10 protein-coding genes are annotated in these 15,051 nt (G+C 67.1%); 9 read left to right on the top strand and 1 reads right to left on the bottom strand.

Annotation, left to right across the window (positions count from 1 at the left end; genetic code table 11):
* The 6 genes from PO605_RS30355 to PO605_RS30330 form a co-directional block, all read left to right on the top strand.
* Positions 1-2,059: S41 family peptidase (locus PO605_RS30355; RefSeq protein ID WP_272207317.1), on the top strand; the 2,059-nt coding region annotated here is incomplete at its 5' end.
* A 35-nt stretch (positions 2,060-2,094) separates the two neighbouring features.
* Positions 2,095-3,057 carry a hypothetical protein gene (locus tag PO605_RS30350; protein WP_047473020.1) on the top strand — a complete coding sequence of 321 codons (963 nt, stop codon included), beginning with the start codon at positions 2,095-2,097 and terminating at the stop codon, positions 3,055-3,057.
* Positions 3,058-3,059: 2 nt separating this feature from the next.
* Positions 3,060-4,232 carry a hypothetical protein gene (locus tag PO605_RS30345; protein ID WP_156136103.1) on the top strand — a complete coding sequence of 391 codons (1,173 nt, stop codon included), beginning with the start codon at positions 3,060-3,062 and terminating at the stop codon, positions 4,230-4,232.
* Positions 4,233-4,245: 13 nt separating this feature from the next.
* Positions 4,246-5,343 carry a hypothetical protein gene (locus PO605_RS30340; protein ID WP_047473022.1) on the top strand — a complete coding sequence of 366 codons (1,098 nt, stop codon included), beginning with the start codon at positions 4,246-4,248 and terminating at the stop codon, positions 5,341-5,343.
* 121 nt (positions 5,344-5,464) lie between these two features.
* The gene (locus PO605_RS30335) at positions 5,465-7,759 is read left to right on the top strand and encodes a type VI secretion system Vgr family protein (RefSeq protein ID WP_272207316.1); all 2,295 of its coding nucleotides are present in this window, start codon (positions 5,465-5,467) and stop codon (positions 7,757-7,759) included.
* Positions 7,760-7,769: 10 nt separating this feature from the next.
* Complete coding sequence (locus PO605_RS30330; protein WP_017405412.1) at positions 7,770-8,219, top strand: hypothetical protein; 450 nt, start codon at positions 7,770-7,772, stop codon at positions 8,217-8,219.
* 8 nt (positions 8,220-8,227) lie between these two features.
* Here the strand turns inward: PO605_RS30330 and PO605_RS30325 are convergent, their stop codons facing one another.
* On the bottom strand, positions 8,228-9,220 hold the full coding sequence (locus PO605_RS30325) for a DUF2169 family type VI secretion system accessory protein (RefSeq protein ID WP_272207315.1): 993 nt from the start codon (positions 9,218-9,220) through the stop codon (positions 8,228-8,230).
* A 74-nt stretch (positions 9,221-9,294) separates the two neighbouring features.
* Between PO605_RS30325 and PO605_RS30320 the strand changes: the two genes are divergently transcribed.
* From PO605_RS30320 to PO605_RS30310, 3 genes are all read left to right on the top strand, one after another.
* Complete coding sequence (locus PO605_RS30320) at positions 9,295-10,578, top strand: hypothetical protein (protein WP_047473026.1); 1,284 nt, start codon at positions 9,295-9,297, stop codon at positions 10,576-10,578.
* On the top strand, positions 10,575-11,705 hold the full coding sequence (locus PO605_RS30315; protein ID WP_047473027.1) for a 3-oxoacyl-ACP synthase: 1,131 nt from the start codon (positions 10,575-10,577) through the stop codon (positions 11,703-11,705). Before PO605_RS30320 ends, PO605_RS30315 begins: the two co-directional genes overlap by 4 nt.
* Positions 11,706-11,713: 8 nt before the next feature.
* Positions 11,714-15,051: DUF6531 domain-containing protein (locus PO605_RS30310; RefSeq protein WP_272207314.1), on the top strand; the 3,338-nt coding region annotated here is incomplete at its 3' end.

Here is a 15,051-nt window from a genome sequence, read left to right as displayed (position 1 = left end):
CAGCGAGGCCCGTGCCTGGTGGGACCGCAACCAGGCCCAGCCCGAGGCGGCACAGTCGCCGCCCTCCGGCGCCGCCCCCGTGCAGGACGACCAGGGCGGCCCACGCCGCGTCATGGCCGTGCTGGGCGACGCCTGGACGGACAGCGCCCGGCGCGGCCAGGCCGTGGTCGCGCTCATGGACCAGGGGCCTTACCTCGTGCAGCGCCAGGCCGCCCATGTGGCGCCGGCCAAGTCGCAATGGCTGGCCCTGCCGCGCGGCGACAGCACTGGCGTGGCCATCGAACTGCCCGGCGACCCCGACGGCACGACCTATGACCTGTCCACGGGCCGTGCCCGCCCCGGGGGCCGGGGCGTGCGCATCTTCGCCCTGTCCGTCCATGCCGACGTGCCCCAGCGCGCGGGCCGGCGCAGCCTGGACGCCATCGAGCAGCACGCCATGCTGCGCGCCAGCTCGGTGCGCACCGAATGGCCGCGCCAAAGCGGCGACATCCTGGAGCCCACGGGCGGCAAGCTGCTGGTCTGGGCCAGCGATGCCACGCAGCGCTTCCCTTCCGGCTTTGGCGCCGACGGGCGCCTGTTCACCGCCGACGATCCCATGGTCACCCTGCCGCGCGGCTACACCGTGGTCACGCTGGAGCCGCAGGGCCTGCGCTTCGACCGCGCCCGGGAAATCGCCCTGGCCTTCCACGCCGTCCAGCCCGCGCAGGACATCGACCTGTCCCGCCTGGGCGCGGGCGATGCGGCCCAGGCCCTTATCGGCCTCATTGCCGAGCGCCACCCGCTGGCCTCTGCCAGCGGCTTTGATGCCGGCAAGCTGCGTGCCGACTACGGCCAGCGCCTGCAGACCGCCGCCGAGCGCGGCGACAGCGCCGCGCAGGCCCAGGCCCTGGCAGAAATGGGCCAGCGCCTGGGCGATGGCCAGTACCGCGTTCTGCTGCCCGGCGGCCAGGCCTGGCCTGCCCGCACAGACCGGGGCCTGTCCCCGCAGCTGCTGGCACGCGGCAGCGTCAACCTGCCCATGCCGCGCACCTGGCTGCGCGAGGACGGCCGCATCGCCATCACCGGCGTGGCGCCAGGCTCTGCCGCCGCCAAGGCGGGCCTGCAGCCCGGCAGCGACATCCTCGCCATCGAAGGGGAAAGCCCGACCCGCTACCTGGACCGCATTGCCCCCGCCTCGCTGCGCGCCGGTGCCGACGCCCGCCGCGCCGACCTGCTGGCGCTGGACCTGGGCACGCCCGCCACGCTGAGCCTGCGCACCGCAGCCGGCGCGCCCCCGGCCAGCCAGGAGCAGACCCTGCGCCTGGACGGCGCCCCCGCCGCAACCACGGCCCTGCCTGCGGCCGAGCCCGCCCTCGCCTCCTTCCTGCTGCGCAGCGCCCAGGGCGGCAACCTGGCCTACATCGCCCTCGACAGCTTTGCCGACGGCGCCACCGGCCAGCTCAGCCGCTGGGAGGGCGCCCTGGCCGCAGCCACCCAGGCCAGGGTCACGGGCCTGGTCATCGACCTGCGCGCCCACCGGGGCGACGACGCCTACCAGCTGCTGCCCCACATGCTGGCCTCGCTCTACACACGCGACAAGCCGCTGCGCATGCAGGACGCCGCCCAGCGCCTGTTCGACCCCGCCGCCCGCGTCTGGCGCAGCCGTGGCGGCCTGGGCCTGCCGGCCCAGCTGCCGCTGGCCGCCTCGGGCACGCCCTTCACGGCACCCGTTGCTGTGCTTACGGGGCCCGGCTGCGCGGGCCCCTGCGAACTGTTCGTTGCCTGGCTGCAGCACAGCCAACGTGCCGACATCGTCGCCACCAGCGCCACGGCTGGCGCCACCGGCCCCGCCACGCGCGTGCACCTGCCGGCCGGCTTCATCGTGCAAGTCCCCCTGCTCGCAGAAACCGGCCCCTCTGGCGGCAACAACCCCGCCGCACAGGCCCAAGGCGTGACCCCGCGCCTGCGCGTGCCCGTGGACGCGGCCTTCACCGCCTCCATCCAGGCCGGTGGCGACCCGCTGCTGGACGCCGCCGTGCTCCACCTGGAACGCGCCCGCGCTGTGCAGGCATCGCGCTAGACCCGCAATCCACCCTATTCCAAAGAGCTTCGACCATGCCGCTTGCCATTACGAGCCAACCCGCAGGATCTCAATTCGCCATCACCGCCGATGCGCAAATGCCCACCATTACCGTGACTGCCGTCTTGCAGAACGAAGCACTGCCTGCGGGAGCCACGCCCATCTATGAATGGTCGGCAACTTTGATTTACGACGGCGGCAGCGATGTCAGCAAGACACGGTTCGGAAACAAGCAGCGCACCCAGCACAGTCCCATTGCGTCGCAGACCAGTGCCAACGCCAGTTGGCGCATTCCCTTCACCGAAGTGCGAGGTGGCAGCCTCACCGTACAAGTCATCTTGCGTGCTGGAGGCTTGGAACGCCGTGCCAGCGTCAGCTGGCTCATCGTGGGCCAAAACCCATCGAGCACGGCCATTCGAGCATTCGCCAACGGCATCGGTGCAGACAGAGTCGTGTTCCGCAAGAAGATGCGGCAGGAAAGTTCACTACATCAGTTCCTGTCACCTCCCGGCCACTGGCCCAAGTACAGCAGTGACGGCAAAGGCGGTGTGGGTCTATGCCAGCTCACAACGCCACCGCCTACCGCAGACCAGACCTGGAGCTGGAAAGAGAATGTGCGCGGCGGCTGGACGCTTTATCAGGAAAAGGAGCGCATCGCCCGCAGCTACCCGCGCACCGTGCGCAAAAGCCAGCAATTCAGCAACCTTGTGGCTGCGTGGAACCAGGCACGGGCAAGGCAGGGGTTGCCAGCCATCCCCGTGGAACTGCCGGACTACACGGCCGAGCAGTTGGAACGCGACACATTGCGCGGCTTCAACGGCTATGCCAATGGCCTCCACGAGTACCGCGTGCGCCAGCAGGACGGTCAGCTGTTTGTCACGATCAACCCCGCTGGAACACTGGGATTGGCTGAATGGGAGCAGGTTCCGGTTTCAGAGCGCGGCACCAAGGGCGATCCCAACTATGTAGAAAACGTGCTGGGCAGGGAGGACTTTTAGCCATGCCCGCCCGTTCTATCGTCATTCACCTCATGAAGGCTTCCGCAGCCATGGCTGCCATAGCGATGGCCGTGGGCTGCTCTTCCAGCGCCGACCAGATGCGGGCCGCTGCACATCCTTCGGCCACACTCGCTACGGCAGCAACGGCCAAGGCACTCGACCCCACAGACCGCAGCCAGTATCGCTATCTGTATGCCGTGTACTGCAATGGCCGAGTGGATCGACTCGATCTGAAAAGCCAGACCAAGACAGGCAGTTTTCAGCTCTCCGAGCGAAGTGGCGAACCACCCGCGGTGCCAGTGCAAAGCGCAAGCACCTCCTTCGCCGACAGCTGCCAGATTCGCCCCGCAGCTACGGACGACATGCAGGATCAGGCCGCAGGCCTGGTGAATCTGGTGGCAGGCGATGGCACGGGAGCCGCTGCCGATGGCCGACAGTCCTATCGGTTGCTGACGTTTTCCCTGCCCGGCTGGACCCTGCTCGGAACCCGTGACCTGGGCCGCTTCGAGAACGGCCAGCCGCACATACGGCGGGCCAAAGACGGCTCCCTTGTCGCCGTACACAAGCCGGATGGCGACCTGCGCACGCAGTTAACACAGCAGGCCAAGGCATACGCCGGTGGCGAATCCCTGGAGGATCTCCGGGCGGAGGAAACGTCGGCAGGCCGCGTGCTGCTGAGCTACCGCCTCCCGGGATCAGACGGCTTGGGCTTTGCGCTGTCGGACCGCGAGCGCGCACTCACGGTGCCGTTGCAGGCGCTGCCCGGCCAAAGCCTGGCCCCTGGATGGCGCCTTGCGCCAGGCGGCCGCTACGTGCTGCTGACCCTGAACAAGCTCGTACCCGTGGAGCGGGGCCTGCGGCAGTTGGCCACCACCGGCGAGATGCGTCTGTACGACGCACAAGGCCGGCAGCTGGCCACGCTGAACGATGCCCGCGTCGCTGGGCCCTCCATGGTCTTGATGCCCAAGGAAGACATGGACCGCGACACACCGCGTACGGCCGGCCACTGGCTCAACATCGCGCTCACCCCGGATGGACTGGCCGTGTTCGCCGATCCACTGGGCAACTACCACTTCGTCGAACTGGGGCATGTCTTCGGCCTGGACCCCGTCGTGGGCCTGGACGCCGACGACTATGACAGCCGGCTGCCTGGTCTGGTCTATGCAGCGCAATAGGCAATCCCTTTCCATGCACGGAAGCGCCACCGCCAGCGCCATCGGCTTGACGCTGCTGTGCCCTGGCCTGGGCATGGCTGAGACAGCGGCCCCCACAGCACCCATCCAGAACCCCCACCGCTATCTCTACGCCGTGTACTGCAACGGCACCGTTGACAGGCTGGACCTGGTCCAGCAAACCAAGACAGGCAGTTTTCAACTATCAGAGCGCAGCGGCAAGCCTGCGGCCATTGCGGCGCTGCCATGGCCAGGAGTTCGACCTGGCGGCTGCCTTGCCCGCCCTGTCGTCACGCCGGATGCACAGGGAAGCAGTGACGGATTGGTGAGCATCGTCGCCAGCAGCCGGCTGGACCCCGATGCGGACGGCCGCAAGCCCTACCAACTGCTGACCTTCGCCCTGCCGGGCTGGACGCTGCAGCAAGCGCGCAATCTGGGCAGCTTCGATGCATTGCCCCGCCTGGCCCGCGCCGCTGACGGAACCCTGGCCGTGCAGCCCCAGGACAAGGACCCGGCCGCTGCCATGGCCACGCAGGCCCGGGCCTGGACAGCAGCGGATGCAATGGCCTGGACCAGCGTCCAGGCGTGGTCGGCAGGCAATGTGCTGTTGACCCACGCCCTGCCCGGCCAGCGTGGCATGGGCGCAGCACTGGCGCTGGGCGCAGAGGCGCGCATCGTGCACCTGGCCGAGTTCCGCAGCGGTGGCAACGACATCCCGCCCGACCTGCACCTGGCGCCGGGCGGCCGGTTCGTGCTGGCCGGCCTGAAGCGCTCCGTCCCTCTGGGCCAAGGCCTGCGCAAGGTCGAAGCCACCGGGGAGCTGCGGCTGTATGGCGCGGATGGCCGGCAGACCCGGGTGTTGAACCAGGCGAGCCTGGCCGGCAGCGTGCTGGCCCGGAGCCAGTCCCACAGGCTGGACCCGGACCAGCCCGGAACAGACAACGACTGGTTCAACGTAGCCCTGACGCCGGACGGCCTGGCGGTTTTCACCGACCGGCGCGGCAACTACCAGTTCGTTGCGCTGGGCCAGTCCTTCGACAGCGCCCCTGTCATGGATGGCGCCCAGGATGACGCCGACGGCGCCCGTCCGAGACTGGTGTACGCAGCCCGCTAGCAGCAAAGGACCTTCCAGCCACCCCATGCAAGCCCTTCATCGACCGGCGCACGCAGGCCCCGCCATCCAGGCCTGAAGCCCCGACCCCTCTTCCACCTCAAGCACCTCGAGATCCGACACCATGACACGCAGAGTCACCATCAACACCCCCCTGGCAGACCAGCTGCAGTTGCGCAGGCTGCAGGGGCGCGAGGAAATCAGCCATCTGTTCGCCCTGGAGATCGACCTGCTCAGCGAGGACGACAGCATCGATCCCAAGGCCCTGCTGGGCAAGGGCACCACCGTGGTGGTGGAGACGCAGGACGGCGGCAAGCGCTACATCGACGGCCTGGTCACGGCCTTTGGCATGCGCGGCCAGGACGAGCACCGCAACTTCCTGTACCGCGCGCGCCTGTCGCCCTGGCTGTGGCTGGCCACGCGCCGCAGCGACTTCCGCATCTTCCAGAACAAGACCGTGCCGGACATCATCAACGAGGTCCTGGGCATCTACGGCCACCCCATGCAGCAGCGCCTGACGCGCTCCTACCGCACCTGGGAGTACTGCGTGCAGTACAACGAGACGGACTTCCAGTTCGTCTCGCGCCTCATGGAGCACGAGGGCATCTGCTACTACCATCAGCACAGCGCGGGCCAGCATGTGCTGACATTGGGCGACGATGTCATCGCCTCGCACGACCCGCTGCAGGGCGGCGCCGTCATCCCCTTCCACCCGCCGGGCAAGGCCGCCGTGGCGCGCGAGGAATGCATACACGCCTGGGAACTGCACCAGCGCGTCAAGCCCGGCCGGCACTACAACGACGACTACGACTTCAAGAAGCCCCGCGCCGAGCTGTCCAACATGCGCCGCAACCCGCCCGGCCACGCGCACGACGCCTACGAGATCTACGAATGGCCGGGCGGCTACACCGAGACCGGCGACGGCGAGGACTACATCCGCGTGCGCCTGCAGCAAAGCCTCACGCGCCAGAGCACGGTGCAGGGCAGCTCCAACCACCGCGCCATGGCGCCGGGCTACACCTTCACGCTGGACAACTATCCGCGCGGCGACCAGAACCAGACCTACCTGGTCACGGCGGTCGACTATGCCTTCGAGGAGAACCCGCGCGTCAGCGACGGCGGCAGCGGCGAAGGCTCGGTGCAGAAATTCGTGCTCCAGGCCCAGCCCACCAGCCTTCCCTTCAAGCCCCAGCGCATCACCGCCAAACCACGTACCACGGGCCCGCAGACCGCCGTCGTCGTGGGCCCCGCAGGCGAAGAGATCTGGTGCGACCAGTACGGCCGCGTCAAGGTGCAGTTCCACTGGGACCGCATCGGCGGCATGAACGAGAACTCCAGCTGCTGGATGCGCGTGGCCACCAGCTGGGCCGGGCCGGGCTTTGGCGCCGTGCACATCCCGCGCATCGGCATGGAAGTCATCGTGGACTTCCTCAACGGGGATCCTGACCACCCCATCGTCATGGGCTGCGTCTACAACGCGGCCAACATGCCGCCCTGGGCACTGCCGGCCAACGCCACGCAATCGGGCATCAAGACCCGGTCGAGCAAGGGCGGCGCCCCAGGCGCGGGCATGAAGAACGGCCAGGGCGACGCCAACGCCATCCGCTTCGAGGACAAGGCGGGCGCCGAACAGCTGTGGCTGCACGCGCAAAAGGACCAGCTCACCGAAGTGGAGAACGACGAGGACAAATGGGTGGGCAACGACCGGCGCAAGACCATCGACCGGGACGAGACCAACGTCATCCACCGGGACCGCACCGAGACCGTGGACCGCGACGAGACCATCACCGTGCACAACAACCGCACGGAGCGGGTGGACCACAACGAGAAGATCAGCATCGGCGACAACCGCAATGAAGACGTTGGCATCGACGAGAACATCTCCATTGGCAAGAACCGCAGCAAGACCATAGGCCGCAACGAGAAGGACAAGATCGGCAACAACTGGTCGATCAAGGTGGGCAGCTTCAAGACAGAGACCATCGGACTGGCCTACATGCAGAACGTGGGCCTGGCCAAGATGGTGAACATCGGCGCCGCCTACAACGTCAACGTGGGCGCGGCCATGGTGGTGAATGTGGGGCTGAGCCAGAGCACGACGGTGCTCATGAACCGCAGTGTTTCAGTGGGTCAGAACCAGTCCACCAGCGTGGGCAAGAACCGCACCGACGACACGGCCGACAACCATACGGCGACGGTCGGCAAGAACTCCGCCACCACCGTGGGCGAGGTGCAGACGATCACGGTAGGCAAGGAAATGGCCATCACCGTGGGTGATGCCATCGAAATCAAGTGCGGCAAGGCCGTGTTGCGCATGACCAGCGACGGCACCGTGCAGGTCAACGGACAGACGATCTCCATCAGCGGCAGCTCCAAGGTGACCGTTTCCTCCCCTGACAGCCACATCAACCCCGCTTGAAGGAAATCCCATGGCAATCGCACAAAAACGCCTTCCTGCCAAGCCATCCGACGTCGATGAGGCGCAACGCCTGCCGTCCAACGTACAGCTCCTGGCCGGGCAGGTCGTCGAGGTACTGGGGCAAGACCTCTATCTGGTGGCGTACACGCACGATCCCGCACTTTCGGTGCAAGCGCCTGCGGGCGTGCTGCTGCCGGTTCTGGTTCCGGGAGACGAGGTTTTGCTGGCAGTCCAGCCGACGGGGCGTGCCACGATCACCGCAGTGCTCTCACCCGCACCCACGGCGCCATGGGGACAAAGGAGCATCCACCTACAGTCGCAGGACTGCATCACGCTGGCCTGCGGGCAGGCCACGCTGAAACTCACGGCCCAGGGGCTTGCTCGCCTGGTGGCATTAACGATTGAGCAAGATGCGCGGGATCTGCTTGATCTGGACGCGGCCGAAGTCCGCATCAATTGAAGGCTGGCTCAGAGATGGATCTGAACACTTTCAAGATCACTGAGCACATGCGCGGCAAGCGTGTGTCGCCATATGAGGATCAGGTGCCCATGCTCGGGCTCGATGATCAGCGTGTCGAATTCCGGGCGTGCAGTGCCACGTTCACCGCGGAGCACCCAGCTCAGTTGCGGCCGGATCGCAGGCACGACGGTAGTGCCCATGCCCTGCGCGCTCAGGTTCATCCAGGCGATCTTCGTTCCTGGCTGCACCTGCTCGCGCCTGAACTGCATCCGGGGATGGGCGCAATTCCACGCGGCGGGATCAAACGAAGCCGGCATGCGCGTGAGAAGGCCTGGCGATGCGTCAACCTCCTTGCCCGTATAGCTGCCCCAGAGGGCGCGACGCGGCAACCAACTACGGCCTATGCAGCCGAAGCCGGCCGGCGAAACCCGGTCGACTGCAGAGCGAACCGGATCGTCAGGCCATTCGAGCTGATGCATGGGCTCGCCCTCCCGGGGCAGTCCTGCACTGAAGCCTGCTCCGATCGGATTGGCTCCGTGGAATACCTCCGGCTTTTCGGCATCCGCTCCCCCGAAGGCAAGGTTATAGGTAACAGGGACTTTCAAGGCGGGCTCCACCTCCTGTGCCAGGGGCAGCACTCCCAGGCGTCGGCGCCAGACCCGCTTGCCAAAGACTCTTATGACGCGGCTTTCACCGCCCACGGCCAGACCCGCATCGAAGTGGGCAGCGGGCTTGCCACCAGGAGCGTAGGCATAGCCGTTGAACAGCACATCCACCCGAGACTTGAGCGGAGCGATATCGGCCTCGTGGCGTACCACACCCATGGGTCCCTCCGCGCCAAAGAACTCATCGCCGCGAAACACAGGTACTGCATTGCCCTGGGCCACCGCGCGCCCTTCGAAATCCAGCGTGGCCTTGATCAACACGGTGGAGCACAGGGTGCCGTCGGCGCCATGTCCCGGCAGTATTTCCGCAGCAAACGGCGTCAGATTGTCCAGCATCGCTTGGGTTCCTCCTGGGGCGCATTGTCCCCCATGCATTCTCTTTCCGAGGGGGCTGCCAGGCTCTTTTCATCATGACCGTCATCGACCTTCCCATTCCCAGAGCCATCGACATTCCTGTGTCGGCCCAGCCGGCAGTGCGCATGGCCCGGACCCTGGTAACCCAGTACTGGCGCCGCTCCCATTTGCTGCAGCGTCCCGCGTCGCGCCCCGACGCATTTGCCGTGTTCGACGACAGCATCGTGCAGGCGCTGAGCGGCCTGAAGCAGCACCTGATGCACGCACCCGAGCTGGACCATGCCTGCCAGCAGGCCATCGAAACAGCTGGCGCTGAAATCCTGGATGAGCCCTCCCGCATCTTCGCGCTGGCCTGCCTGCAAGCCCTGCACCTGCAACGCAAGCACATTCACGATGGGCTGGAGCGAACGCTGGGAGCCCATCTCCAGGCCCAGCCGAACGCGGTATTCAACGCCATGCGGTTTTGCTTCGACAACACCGTCGCCGAATACTTCACCTGGCTGCTCTCCCAGGGACAGCACAGGCAGAGCGCGCCATTGGCACAGTTGCTCCAGCGCCTCGCAATTTCCCGGCCGGCTGTCAGCGACGAATTCGCACAAGCCATCTCTGCATGGACATCCGGTCTGCCGGGCGGCCTGGCGGCCCTGTGTGATTGGCGATGCACCGGGCGTGGCGATGAAACCAAGGCCATCGCAGCCACGCAACAAGACAGCGATGCGCAGGCCGCCTTGCTGGCGCTGGCGCTCATGGGCAGCCGGCAGGAAACGCCTGTGGCACGCACTCTTTTGGCCCGGATGCCGCATTCCACCGTGGCCTTGGCCCTGCTGGCCGCCAGGGATGGACATGCGCTGGCAAGCGCCTTGCGGGAAGGCCGGCATCCCCAAATGCCCTGGGGCCTGCAGGTATATGCGGCCTCACTTGTGGGAGACGTTCCCCTGCTTCGCCAGCTCGCTGCCCATACGGCCTGGGACGACGAAGAGGCATGCCGCACCCTGGCTGACGCCACGGCCCTGCTCACAGGAGAACCCGCCGACATTGCCTTTGACTTGGGTCACGAGGCATCGGGCCGCTCCGCCACCATCGACGCCGCTTTGGCCGCACTTCCTCTGTCAGGGCCGGCCCTGCGTCTCGGACGCCCCCGCACGCAAGTGGTTCTGCAGGAGGCCGTGGCCATGGTAGGCGCGCCCTTGCGCCACCTGCTCTATCTGGAACACCTCTCACGCGTGGGCGCAGCGCTGTGGATCGAGGCCGACGATCTGGCCGTCGTTCAGGCCCTGGCCTGCAGCACGGCCTCCGTGATCGAACGTGCGGCATTCAACATCGGCAGGGCACAACCATGAACCCTCTCGTCATCGCGGCCACTGGTGCATGCACCCCCATCGGGACCCGGGCCTGGCAGACCGGCTGCGGCTTCACTGCACGCCAGTCGAGCTTTACCCGGCAGGCCATCACCGGTCAGGCCGAGCACCGTGCCACCGTATCCCGGGTGCAAGCCATTGATGCAGCCTGCAAAGGAACGGAACGCCTGATCCGGCTCGCAGCCCCTGCCCTGCACGAAGCCTTGCGCGGCCAGCCGGCGCCTGCCGCAGGCTGGCCGCTGCAACGCCCCATCCCCCTCTTCGTGGCACTGCCCGACTCCTTGCCTGAACTGCCGGGCTGGATAGACGCCGGCCGATTCGCACTGGAGCTTCCCCGCGCACTGGACCTCGCCGCAGAGTTCCTGCCCATCAAGGTCTACCCGGGCGGCGCAGTGGCAGGCGCCGATGCGCTGTCGCAGGCCTATCGTTTCATGCACGACAACCCCTCGGTGCCCGAAGTGATCATCGGCGGAGTGGACAGCTTCGTGGACACGGAGATCGCGGACGTGCTCTACCAGCGTCGCTGGGCCAAGGTCAACGGCGTCTGCGAAGGCTTCATTGCCTCGGAAGGCGCAGCCTTTGTACGGCTGTCCCGCAAGCCGGCCACTGCAGATTTCGTCACGGTCTATCCACCATTCTTTGCAGACGAGCCACGCTCACGCCTGGACAGCGACACCCTGCCCGATGGCCGCGCACTGATCGAGGCCAGCCACGGTGCGCTGAAGGCAGCGCACATGCCGGTCAACGCCCTGCACTCCTATTGGTCAGACATGGATGGCTCGTCGTGGCGGGGCGCAGAGCTGGCCAGCCTCTCCGCGGCGCTGGCGTCACAGGGCGGCCTGCCGCAAGCCCAGGACCCGGCAGCACTGCTTGGTCAAATGGGCGCGGCCTGGGCGCCTCTCATGCTCAGCCTGTTCCATGAGATGCGCCAGTGGCTGACGCACCCCGTCATGCCGTCGCCCCTGGCAGGCCACGCAGGCCTGCTCACGGTCACCGGGCTGAACACCCGCGTGGCTGCCTGGAGCGCCACCTGGAATCGCCATGCCCGCACGGCAGGAAGATCTTCCGCAGCCGGGCGGCGCCAATCCTCCATTTCCCAAGAGTCCTGAGTCCATCCATGGCCACCTACGTCAACGACCGCCGCGCCATCCACGAAGGCCGCAATCCGGCCATGATTCCTGGCCCGATCAACCCCGTCTTTCCCAAGCCCCAGGGACCACCGGTTCCCATCCTCAACATGGCCCATGGCCCGGGCCTGAAGAACGGCACGGCCACGCTCAAGATCGATGGGCACCCCGTGGCCGTTGCCGGCAGCCGCTTCGAGTCCATACCCGCCACACCCGACAAGCTCGGTGGTATCGCGGGCGTGCGTTCCGGCGTTGTCGGCGGCGCGGCCGAGCCCACCAGCTACAGCAGCGATACCAAGTTCGAGAGCCGGGGCAGCGTGCGGTCCTTCGACACGACCAAAAGCAACGCCATGGTCATCAATCCTGGCTGGGCCATGCGCCTTGCCATGAAGGCGCTGCCCGGGCCGTATGACCAATTGGCGCAGAAGGTGATCGAAAAGCTGCCGGGCGCCTTCTCCAGCCAGCTGTCGGCCCTTGGAGAAAGCCTGACCGATCCCAGCGCGCTGATCGGGCCCGCCCTCAAACTCGTAGGCAAGCTCATTCCCGGCGTCAACCTCGTCGTCGGAGGGGCCGCCATGGCCCAGGCGGCCGAGCAAGTCGCCGAACTCGCCCAGGAAATCCAGGAGCTGCTGACACCGCCGCTGACCGACGAAAAAATCGACCAGATCGCCGAAGTTATCGCCGATGGCGTGGCCGCCATCACCATTGGCTTTGTCCTGGGCAAGATCGCCCAGCGCGCCAAATCGCGCCGCAACCCCGTGGCACAGCGCACGGACAACAGCGTCAATCCCAACACGCAGGGCAACATCATCGATAACGCCTCCAAGGGAAGCATTGCCACGCCACCGACCTGCGAGCTGGGCACATGCCATCCCGTGATCTTTGCCACAGGCACCAAGATCCTGCGCGACACGGATTTCGAATTGCCCGGCCCCATGGCCCTGACCTGGCAGCGGTACTACCGCTCCAGCGACCGCCGTCCTGGCTGGCTTGGATGGGGATGGAGCACGCCCCTGTCCACCGAACTGGTGCTGGTCCACGATGCGGTGCACTACTACGACGCCCGCGGGCGCCGCATACAGCTGCCCGTGATTGCCGCCGGGACCAGCCACTTCGACCCGCGCGAAAAAATCACCGTCACCCACCACCAGCAAGGCGGCTGGAGCGTTGAAAGCGCCGATGGCACCCGGCACCTGTTCGCCCCCCCGGCCACCGGTCAATGGCGTCTGCCACTGGTGCACCTGGTGGACCGCAATGGCAACACCATCACCCTTCACTACCCGGCCTACACCGCCACAGGCATCGATGGCCGCGCGCCCCGCCCGCTGGGACTGACCGACAGCGCTGGCCGCAAGCTGCGCTTCACCTGGAGTGAAGACCAGGGACCCTCCGGCCCGCTCCTGCAGGAGATCCACCTGGAATCCCGTGTGATCGACGGCGTGGAACAGGTCGGCGGCCTGCTGGCACGCTATGCCTATGGGACGGATGGCAACGTCCCGGATGACGCCCACGCCAACCTCCAGTCCGCCACGGATGCCATGGGCGGCGTGGCGCACTATCGCTATCGCCAGCACCTGATGGTGGCCTACAGCAGCCGCACCGGTTTCACCTACCACCAGGAATGGAGCCGGCTTGACGCGGGCGGCCGCGTCGTGCGGACCTGGACCGACGAGCCCGGCACGCTGGACACCCGCTTCGACTACGACCTGGGCCGCCGCACCACCCATGTCACCGACGCCCTGGGCCGGCGCAGCAGTTACGAATACAACGCCCGGCATGAGGTCATCGCCATCGTCGAACCCGGGCCGGATGGCCAGCCCGTCCGATCCGAGACGCGCATGGACGCCGCCGGCAACCCGCAACAGGGGCGGGACGCCATGGGCCGCACCACCCGCTGGCAATTCGACGGCCAGGGCAACCTGCTGGCCGTCACGGACGCATCGGGCGCCACCACCCGCCTCAAGTACAACCAGCTCAACCTGCCCGAAGAAGTCACCGACGCGCTGGGCCATGTCTGGCGGCAGGCCTACGACGCCCAGGGCAACCTGGTCGAGCGCCTGGACCCGCTCGGCCACGCCACGCGCTGGAAATACGACACGCGCGGCCTGCCCGTCGCCATAGAAGACGCGCTGGGCAAAACCCGCCATCTGCAGTGGGACGAAGCCGGACAGCTCGTGGCCTACACCGACTGCTCGGGCCAGGTCACGCGCTATGCGTGGGACATCCTGGGCAACCTCGTGGCCTCCACCGACGCCCTGGGCCAGACCACCCGCTACCTTCACGACGCGCTTGGACGCCTGCGCCGGATGTGGGGCGCTGATGGTTCCGAACATCACTATGCCTACGACCCCCAGAGCAACCTGCTTTCCTACACCGACCCGCAAGGCGCCATCACCCGCTACACCTACAACGGCCTGGACCAGCCCGTGGAGCGCCGCGATGCGCTGGGCGGCACGCTGCGCTACCGCTATGACGCCGTGGGCAGGCTCATCGCCCTGCAGAACGAAAACGGCGCCGTCACCAGCTTCACCTACGACGCCGCAGACAACCTGATCGAGGAAACCGGTTTTGACGGCCGCATACAGCGCTACCGCTACAACGCCGCCAGCGAACTGACCGAACTGCACGAGCGCGATGCCCACCAGCCCCCGGACACGCCCTACGATCCACGGCCCGACGCAGCCCTGCCCAAGCGCACGCTGTTTCGCAGGGATGTGCTGGGCCGCCTTGTCGCCAAGATCCACGTGGGCAGCGACGCGGCAGGTAATGGAGACGGAGGAACCACCACCTATGGCTACGACCTGCTGGGCCGCATGCTGCATGCCAGCAACCCCGATGCACATGTGCGCTTCGCCTACGACGCTCTATCGCGGCTGGTGGAAGAGACCCAGGTACATATGGCGCCCAGTGCAGACGAGCAGGCGCTGGCGACCTACAGCTATCGGCACGCCTACGACGCGCTGAGCAACCGCACGGACTGCTGGCTGCCCGGAGGCCGCCACGTCCAATGGCTCTACTACGGCTCGGGCCACCTGCACCAGATCCTCGCCGACGGCCAGGTGCTCAGCGACATCGAACGCGACGCCCTGCACCAGGAAATCCAACGCACCCAAGGCACGCTGACCAGCCGCTATGGCTGGGACCCCATGGGCCGCCTCACCTCCCACAAGGTCAGCCAGCAAGGCGCACTCCAGGGCCAGCCCGGCAGGCCTTCACCCCAGGCCCTGTGGGACCGTGACACCCCCCTGCCCTCCGGCCAGCGCATCGCCCGCCTGTACCAGTACGACCCCACAGGCAACCTCGTCGCCACGCGCGACGGCCTGCGCGG

The organism is Delftia sp. DT-2 (assembly GCF_028401915.1).
In the GTDB taxonomy this organism is placed as follows: Bacteria; Pseudomonadota; Gammaproteobacteria; order Burkholderiales; family Burkholderiaceae_C; genus Comamonas; species Comamonas tsuruhatensis.
This window is presented reverse-complemented; position numbering and strand designations above follow the sequence as displayed.

Excerpts from the sequence above, each read along its gene's own strand:
- PO605_RS30350 (WP_047473020.1), top strand. The coding sequence starts at position 2,095 with ATGCCGCTTGCCATTACGAGCCAACCCGCAGGATCTCAATTCGCCATC.
- PO605_RS30345 (WP_156136103.1), top strand. The coding sequence starts at position 3,060 with ATGCCCGCCCGTTCTATCGTCATTCACCTCATGAAGGCTTCCGCAGCC.
- PO605_RS30340 (WP_047473022.1), top strand. The coding sequence starts at position 4,246 with ATGCACGGAAGCGCCACCGCCAGCGCCATCGGCTTGACGCTGCTGTGC.
- PO605_RS30335 (WP_272207316.1), top strand. The coding sequence starts at position 5,465 with ATGACACGCAGAGTCACCATCAACACCCCCCTGGCAGACCAGCTGCAG.
- PO605_RS30330 (WP_017405412.1), top strand. The coding sequence starts at position 7,770 with ATGGCAATCGCACAAAAACGCCTTCCTGCCAAGCCATCCGACGTCGAT.
- PO605_RS30325 (WP_272207315.1), bottom strand. The coding sequence starts at position 9,220 with ATGCTGGACAATCTGACGCCGTTTGCTGCGGAAATACTGCCGGGACAT.
- PO605_RS30320 (WP_047473026.1), top strand. The coding sequence starts at position 9,295 with ATGACCGTCATCGACCTTCCCATTCCCAGAGCCATCGACATTCCTGTG.
- PO605_RS30315 (WP_047473027.1), top strand. The coding sequence starts at position 10,575 with ATGAACCCTCTCGTCATCGCGGCCACTGGTGCATGCACCCCCATCGGG.